We start from the raw sequence: 7887 nt of genomic DNA, 5'->3' as shown, positions 1-7887 counted from the left end.
AGGTGGTCCCACGCCTTCCCATCCCGAACAGGACCGTGAAACGCCTTAGCGCCGATGATAGTGCGGCATTCGCCGTGTGAAAGTAGGACACCGCCAGACGCCCCATACGAAAGCCCAGACCACAAGGTCTGGGCTTTTTGCTTTGTGGGTTTATGCGCGCGGCACGCAGCAATAGGCTTCGGTGCGATAGGGGAAAGAAACCGAGGTTCGCGCCGACAGCTGCGGGTGCTGCTGGATCAGATCGCGCAGTTGTTGCCGCACCTGTTCGCGCTGACCTTCCGGCAGTGCGGCGATGAAGCTGACCGATAGAATGCGGTCGACGATCACGTGCTCCGGCGCGCCGGTATGAAAGTGGGGGAAGCAATCGGGTTCGGGCAGACTGAAGAGACCGTCGGCGAAGGGGGCCCGCCACGCGCCGGAGTGGAAACGCGGCACGCCCGTTTCAAAGGGCGCGATCAGCGTGGTGATTTGGCGCACCCAATCGCAGCTTTCGTCGCGCACGTTCCAGATCAAGCCAAGCCGGCCGCCGGGTTTGAGAACTCGGTGGATCTCGTTTAACGCATCCGCGTTGGCAAACCAGTGGAAGGCCTGCGCACAGACAACGACGTCCATCGCTTTGTCCGGCAGCGGGATCGCCTCGGCGCGGCCGTCTAGCGTGGCAACGTCAGGCAGCAGTGCCTGCAGTTGCGCACGCATGGCGGCCACCGGTTCCAATGCGCACACCGTGGCATCCGTGCCGTGGAGCAATTGGGTAAATTTGCCTGTTCCCGCGCCTAGTTCGAGGACCTGGCGTCCCGGTTTCACACCCAAGCGGTCAGAAAGCCAGGCATGCAGCGCGTCGGGATAGTCGGGACGCCCTCTCTGATAGGCATCGGCGGCTTGGCTGAAGCCGCGTGCCGCCGCGTGATGGATGTCCGCCATGACGCCTCCCTGGTGTGACGGGATGTGGGGCGGCAAGGCCTGCCCCGTTGTTATCCCTGTGATTGCGGTTGGGTGCGCTGTGCGCGCTCCTCGCGCGGGGTGATGCCGAAATGATTGCGATACGTGCTGGAAAAATGCGGGCCGCTGGAAAATCCGCAGGCGAGGCTGATTTGCACGATGGATTTGGATGTTTGCTGCAGCAGCTGCCGGGCGCGATTCAAGCGCAGCTCCAAGTAGTATTTGGATGGCACGGTGCTTAAATATTGCTTGAACAGCCGTTCCAGCTGACGACGGGATACGCCGACGTAATAGGCGATGTCGTCGGTGGACAGCGGCTCCTCGATATTGGCCTCCATCAGACTGACCGCTTCGGTCAGTTTGGGCTGGCTGCCGCCGATGCGGGTGGCGAGGGGGATGCGCTGACGTTCGTTGCCCGGCCGGGTGCGCTCCATGATGAACACTTCGGAGAGGCGCGAGGCGAACTCATGGCTCTGCTGCGCGGCGATCAGCGACAACACGAAATCCATCGTGGCCACGCCGCCAGCGCACGTCATGACGGTGCTATCCGCTTCGTACAGGTTGGAAGACACCACCACGTCGGGAAAATCCTCGGTGAATTGATTGATGTCCTGCCAATGAATGGTGGCGCGATGTTGATTCAGCATGCCCGCGCGTGCCAGCCAGTAACTGGCGCAACCGATCCCGGCCAGTTGCATTTTTTCCATGTTCTGGGCGTGGATGCCGCGAGAGAGCTCATCGATGTTGATGTCACTGGAAATATCGCCGGCAAAGATCAGCAAGCCGTCCAGACGGGGACTGTAGCCGAGCGGCAGATCTACCGCATATTGCAGCCCATTGCTCAGCGCGACCGGCGTGCCGTCCAGCGACAGCGTCAGAAATTCATAAATTTTTCGTTCGGCCAATTGGTTGGCGCGTGCCAGAACCTCGCAGGCCATCGCGAAGTCGGCCATCGAGGTGTGAGGCAGCAAGAGCATGCCATAGCGGAGAGGTTTGACTGCTTGCGGTTGGAGACCCATAGCTTCCGTAGTAAGTAAACGGCCCGCTGTCATGAATGACGTATAGCTGGAACGCCGCATTAATAACGCTAGGTGTGTATTGTACGATTATTTGCGACTTTGCGAGCAAGATTAGCAGCCCGATCGGCCGGGGTTGTCATGGTGCACTGCCATAAATATCGATGCTGAAGTACTTCTTTTCAATTTGTTGATAGATTCCGTTCTGACGCAGATGGGCCAGCGCCTGATTGAGCCGTTGTTGCAGCGCCGCGTCGCCTTTGCGCACGGCGATGCCGGCGCCTTCCCCGAAGTAGCGCGGATCGTCGAATGCCGGTCCTACAAACGAGAAGCCTTTTCCCTGCGGCTTGGACAAGAAGCTGTCGCTGCCGACCACGTTGTCGACGAATACTGCCGCCAATCGGCCCCGGGCCAGGTCGGCGAAGGCCGCCGGCACCTTGTCGTACTCGACAATGCGTGCGCCCGATTTGCCCCAATAATCCTCGGCGAAACTCGCCTGCGTCGAGCCGCGCAACACGCCGATGGCGCGGCCGGTGAAGCCGTGTCGCGTCACTGGAGACCCCGCATGGGTCACCATGCGGCTGGCGATGTGGTAATAGCGGTGGGTGAAATCCAGGTTCTGCCGCCGTGACGCGGTAATCTGCATCGAAGACAGGATGGCGTCGAATTTGCCCAAGTAGAGCGCTTTGACCAGGCCATCCCAATCTTGCGGCACGATCTGGCAACGGACCTTCATGTCTTGGCAGAGCGCGCGGGCCATGTCGGCATCGAAGCCTTGCGGCTGACCGTCGCTGTCTTGCCAGGAAAAGGGCGGGTAATTGAGATCCATGCCGAAGCGCAGTGTTTCGGCATGAAGCATCGCGGGGAAGCACAAAGCGACAAGCCACAGTGCGAAAAAGCGCATGACGGGTCCCGGCCGAGGCAGCTATTACAGGATGCCATCAGTTTATCAGCTTGCTCTAGTCTAAGGAAAAGGTATTAAATGCGTGGGCAACCGGCCGGGCATACCACTGGTATTTTCTTGCACTTCAGGTGTCGTTTCCGATTTGCAAGCGGCTATAGTGGTTTGGAGACCCGGGCGGTCCTGGCGATGCCCGTTCCAAGAGCGATGCGGACAGGACTTCAAAGAGAGCCATCGCGTTGCTTTGGGCATGTAAAGTGCTAACAACAAGAGAAAACTATGTCCCTGACCAATAAAACAGAATTGGCTAGTCTGATTGCGGATATTCAGTCCGTGGCCAAGAGCAAATTGTCGGCGAAAGATGCCGATAAGCAGCTGAGCTTTTTCCCGGTTTACTTTGAAGGCGCGGAGCATGGCGACTTGAGCCGCTTCTCTTCGCTCGATCTGTTCGGCGCCGCGATGGCGCACTACGATTTTGCCCGCAAGCGTTCGGCGGGTCAGTCCAAGATCCGTATCTACAACCCGGATTTCGAGCGTGACGGCTGGCAATCGACCCACTCGGTGATCGAGATGGTGACCGACGACATGCCGTTCCTGATCGATTCGCTGGCGCTGTTCCTCGGGCGTCACAATTTGAATTTGCACTTGCTCGTCCATCCGGTCTTGGCGGTCAAGCGCGACGCGGCGGGCAATTTGCAGGATATCCAGCGTACCGGGGAAGGCGATCTGCTGCGCGAGTCCTATATCCACGTGCAAGTGGACCGCGTCAGCGACCAAAGCGTGATGCAGACGCTGCAGGATGAACTTCACCGGGTCATTTCCGATATCCGCCTCGTGGTCAGCGACGAGCCGAAAATGCGCGCGGTATTGGCCGAAATCGGCAAGGATCTGGCGAAGATCAAGGGCGCGCGCGCAACGGAAGCCAAGGAAGCGGTCGAGTTCCTGCAGTGGACGGCCGACAATCATTTTTTGTTCATGGGGTATTGCGATTACGACCTGGTCAAGCGCGATGGCAAGGATAGCCTGAAAATCGTCAAGGGCAGCGGCCTAGGGATTCTCAAGGACCAGGGCGACAAAGAGTACTCCGCCAGCTTCGAGCAGTTGCCGCAGACCTTGCGCGAGTTGGCGCACTTGCCGCAGCTCATCATCCTCAACAAGTCGCAAACCCGGTCCATCATCCACCGCTCGGCTTACGTCGATTTCGTCGGCATCAAGCGCTTCGACGCCAAGGGCGCGGTGATCGGCGAGCGTCGCTTCCTGGGCCTCTATACGGCGCGCGCCTATCAGGCGTCGCCCAAGGACATCCCCATCTTGCGCCGCAAGGTCGAAAGCGTCATCGCCAGCTGCGACTACGTGGAAAACAGCTACAAGGCCAAGACGCTCAACTTTGTGCTGGAGAGCTATCCGCGCGATGAGCTGATTGAAATTCCGGCGGAGACCTTGGCGCCGATCGCCGAGGGGATCGTCAATTTGCAGGAACGGCCGCGCGTGCGCCTGTTCGTGCGCACCGACCGCTATCACCGCTATGTCAGCAGCCTCGTGTATGTGCCGCGCGACAGTTTCAGCACCGAAGTGCGCTTGAAGATCGAGCGCGTGCTGCTCAATGCCTTCCAAGGCAACTCGACCGAATTCAGCGTGCAGATCGGCGACGCCATGCTTGCGCGCGTGCACTACATTATTCGTACCCATGCCGCCAAGTTGCCGGCATTCCGCGAAAACGAGATCGAAGCGGAGATCGAGCGCCTGGTGCGGGGATGGACCGAGGAGCTGCACCAGCAGCTGATCGAGGCGCATGGCGAGGAGGAGGGGAACCGCCTGTTCAATGACTACAAGCAGGCCTTCCCGGTGGCGTACCGCGAAGAGTTCGCGGTGCGCAACGCCGTGCTGGACATTCAGCATCTGGAAAGCGTGACCGCCTCGTCGCCGCTGACGATGAAGCTTTACCGGCCGTTTCATCGCAATGCCGAGGATTTCAATCTCAAGTTGTTCAGCCATGGCGAGGCGCTGGGATTGTCGGCCAGCCTGCCGATTCTGGAAAACATGGGCGTCAAGGTCCGCGACGAGCACCCCTATTGCGTGAAGCGCGCCGATGGCAGCACGGTGTGGATCAGCGATTTCGGCCTCGATTTGGGCGGCCTGTTCGAGCAGATGCTGCGCGACGAGGTTCAGCAGGATTTCCAAGAGTTGTTGAGCCAAGTCTTCAGCAAGCGTTGTGAAAATGACGGCTTCAACCGGCTGGCGCTGGTCGCCGGCCTCAATTGGCGCCAGATTTCGCTGGTGCGCGCGCTGGCCAAATATCTGCGCCAAGGCGGGCTGACCTTCAGTCAGGCGTACATCGAGCAGTGCGTGACCAACTATCCCGACATCACGCGTGATTTGGTGAGCCTGTTCGCCGCGCGGCTCGACCCGCGCGCGGCCGACCTCAAGCATGCCGCGGAACTGGAAGAGCAGTTGCACGCGCGCTTGGATCTGGTGGCGAACCTGGATGAGGATCGTATTCTCAATGGGTTGTTGACGGTGATCCTGGCCACGCGCCGCACCAATTTCTGGCAGCGCGGCGAGGATGGTCAACCCAAGCCCTATATGTCGTTCAAGCTGCAGTCCAGCGTCATCGCCTTCCTGCCCCAGCCGCGGCCGCTGTTTGAAATCTGGGTCTACAGCCCGCGCGTCGAGGGCGTGCATCTGCGCGGCTCGAAGGTGGCGCGCGGCGGTTTGCGCTGGTCGGACCGCATGGAAGACTTCCGCACCGAGGTGCTGGGGCTCGTCAAGGCGCAGCAAGTCAAGAACTCGGTCATCGTGCCGATGGGCTCCAAAGGCGGCTTTGTTTGCAAGCAGCTGCCGCCCGCGTCCGAGCGCGAGGCCTGGATGGCCGAAGGCATCGCGTGCTATCGCACCTTCGTGTCCGCCTTGCTGGACTTGACCGACAACCTGGTCAGCGGCGCCATTGTGCCGCCGGTCGACGTACGCCGCCTGGACGAGGACGACCCCTATCTGGTGGTCGCCGCCGATAAGGGCACGGCAACCTTCTCCGATATCGCCAACAGCGTGTCGCAAGCCTACGGTTTCTGGCTGGGCGACGCCTTCGCCTCGGGCGGCTCGGCCGGCTATGACCACAAGAAGATGGGCATTACCGCGCGCGGCGCCTGGGAGTCGGTCAAACGTCACTTCCGCCACTTGGGCATCAATACCCAGGAACAGGATTTCACCGTGATCGGCATCGGCGACATGGCCGGCGACGTGTTCGGCAACGGCATGCTGCTGTCCAAGCACATTCGCCTGAAGGCGGCGTTCAACCATCTGCACATCTTCCTCGATCCCAATCCGGATGCCGACAAGAGCTTCACCGAGCGTCAGCGCCTGTTCGCGCTGCCGCGCTCCAACTGGACCGATTACAACGCCAAGCTGATTTCGAAGGGCGGCGGGGTGTACGAACGTTCGGCCAAGTCGATCCCGCTGTCGCCGGAAGTGCGTGCATGGCTCGGCGTCGAGGACGAGCATCTGGCGCCGAACGAGCTGATCCGCGCCATCCTGACGGCTGAGGCCGACTTGCTCTACAACGGCGGCATCGGCACCTATTTCAAGGCCAGCAGCGAGAGCCACCTCGACGCGCACGATCGGGCCAATGACGGGTTGCGCGTCAATGCCGGCGATCTCAAGGTCAAGGTGCTGGCCGAGGGCGGCAACCTGGGCTGCACGCAGCGTGGCCGTATCGAGTTCGCCTTGAAAGGCGGGCTCAACTGCTCGGATGCGATCGACAACTCGGCCGGGGTCGACTGCTCCGACCACGAGGTCAACATCAAGATTCTGCTGGGCGCGGTGATTCAGGCGGGAGACATGACGCTCAAGCAGCGCAACGAACTCTTGGCGGAGATGACGGAGGACGTCGGCGATCTGGTGTTGAGCAACAATTACCTGCAAACCGAGCTGTTGGCCATCAAGCGCCAGGAAGCGGCATCGATGTTGTCGACGCACGCGCGTTTGATCCATCATCTGGAAAAGAGCGGCGAGCTGAACCGGGAGCTGGAGTTCCTGCCGAGCGACACCCAAATCAACGAACGCCGCTTGGCGCGGCAGGGGCTGACCTCTCCCGAGGTCGGCGTGTTGCTCGCCTACAGCAAGATCTCGCTCGATCAGGCGTTACTGGCGAGCGATCTGCCGGAAGATCCCGATTTCTTGCCGGTGCTGGTCAACTATTTCCCCAAAGCGCTGCAAAAGAAATTCCGCGGCCAGATGGAGCGCCACCATCTGAAGCGCGAGATCATTTCCAATCAACTGGCCAATCGGATCGTCAACCGCATGGGCACGACGTTCGTGTTCCGACTGCAAGAGGAGTCGCCGTTCTCGGCAGCGGAAATCGCTCGGGCTTGGTGGGTGGCGAGCCGGGTGTTCGACGCCGAGTCGCTGTGGCAGCGTATAGAGGGACTGGATAGCAAGGTGCCGGCCGACCGCCAGATGGCGATGATGGTGCTGGTGCGCACACTGGTCGAGCGCGTGACGCGTTGGGTGTTGCGCAATAAGCGGCCGATCGGGTCGGTCGACAAACTGATCGCGCAGTATGCCGATAAGGTGCGCGCGTTGATCGCGCGTCTGCCTGAGCTGATCGACTCGCGCCAGTATGCGCTTGTCGCCGACTGGGAGGCCCGTTTGGATCTGCCCAACGTGCCGCAGGACCTGATCCGCGTTCTGGCGCGGCTGGAGTTCGCGGTGCCGCTGATGGACATTCTGGAATTGGCGGACGCGGGCAAGGTGGCGCCGGAGATCGTGGCGCGCAACTACTACCGTCTAGCGGCCAATCTGCAGCTGGATTGGCTGCGCGACGCCATCACCGGCCTGCCGCGCGACAACCGCTGGCAATCGCTGGCGCGCTCTGCGCTGCGCGACGACCTGTATCGCATGCAGCGCTCGCTGACGGGGCTCGCGCTGACCGATGCCGGCGGCAGCCAGTCGTTTGCCGAACAGTGGCTGGCCAAGCGCGCGCAGCACGTCGATATTTGCCAGCAGATGTTCGCTGAACTGCAGGCTTTCGAGACG

General features: G+C 60.8%; 4 protein-coding genes. 1 reads left to right on the top strand and 3 read right to left on the bottom strand.

The annotated features are described in order from the left end of the window. Positions 1 to 150: 150 nt before the first annotated feature. From JOZ06_RS13280 to JOZ06_RS13270, 3 genes are all read right to left on the bottom strand, one after another. Complete coding sequence (locus JOZ06_RS13280; protein WP_293233192.1) at positions 151 to 921, bottom strand: class I SAM-dependent methyltransferase; 771 nt, start codon at positions 919 to 921, stop codon at positions 151 to 153. 50 nt (positions 922 to 971) lie between these two features. Beyond that, positions 972 to 1916, bottom strand: coding sequence for a GlxA family transcriptional regulator (locus JOZ06_RS13275; protein WP_293233190.1), 945 nt, complete (start codon positions 1914 to 1916; stop codon positions 972 to 974). Between the two features lie 178 nt (positions 1917 to 2094). Further along, on the bottom strand, positions 2095 to 2859 hold the full coding sequence (locus tag JOZ06_RS13270) for a transporter substrate-binding domain-containing protein (RefSeq protein WP_293233188.1): 765 nt from the start codon (positions 2857 to 2859) through the stop codon (positions 2095 to 2097). A 276-nt stretch (positions 2860 to 3135) separates the two neighbouring features. Here JOZ06_RS13270 and JOZ06_RS13265 point away from each other — a divergent pair. Further along, the coding region (locus JOZ06_RS13265) for an NAD-glutamate dehydrogenase (protein ID WP_293233186.1) at positions 3136 to 7887 on the top strand (4752 nt) is incomplete at its 3' end.

Origin of the sequence: Paludibacterium sp. (assembly GCF_019232825.1) — a bacterium.
Lineage (GTDB): Bacteria > Pseudomonadota > Gammaproteobacteria > Burkholderiales > Chromobacteriaceae > Paludibacterium.
The sequence above is the reverse complement of the archived record's forward strand: the minus strand, read 5'-3'. Positions and strand labels throughout refer to the sequence as shown.